This is a genomic window from Streptomyces recifensis, assembly GCF_002154615.1.
Classification (GTDB): domain Bacteria; phylum Actinomycetota; class Actinomycetes; order Streptomycetales; family Streptomycetaceae; genus Streptomyces; species Streptomyces griseoluteus.
Map to the genome: position 1 here is coordinate 1 of NZ_MUNH01000376.1, position 396 is coordinate 396.

The following is a 396-nucleotide window of genomic DNA, read 5'->3' on the forward strand; positions in this document are numbered from 1 at the left end:
CGGCGCCGCACCGACTTCAGCACCGGCGACGAGGCACGCGTCATGGGCGCGGCTCTCCGGCTCACCGCCGAGGCCGGGCAACTGCTGTCCATCTGGCGGCAGTCCCCGCTGCGGGTGCTGGCCCGGCTGCACATGGTGGCCGCCGCGAGCGACACCGACGAGGTCGGCCGGCCGCGCCAGGCGGGCGAACTCGCGGACGAGCCGCTCATCGAGCTGCCGCTGCCGGACGCCCCGGAGGTGTCCGGACGCCTGGACGGCCTCGCGGAGCTGATCATCGCCGGGTCCTCCGCGCCCGCGCTGGTGACGGCCGCCGTGGTGCACGGCGAGATCCTCGCGCTGCGCCCCTTCACCTCCCACAACGGGCTGGTGGCGCGCACGGCCGAGCGGATCGTCCTG

At 76.0% G+C, this 396-nt stretch carries 1 pseudogene; it reads left to right on the forward strand.

From position 1 onward, the window contains the following. Positions 1 to 396: pseudogene (locus CCN33_RS19755) on the forward strand (oxidoreductase); the annotation flags it as partial.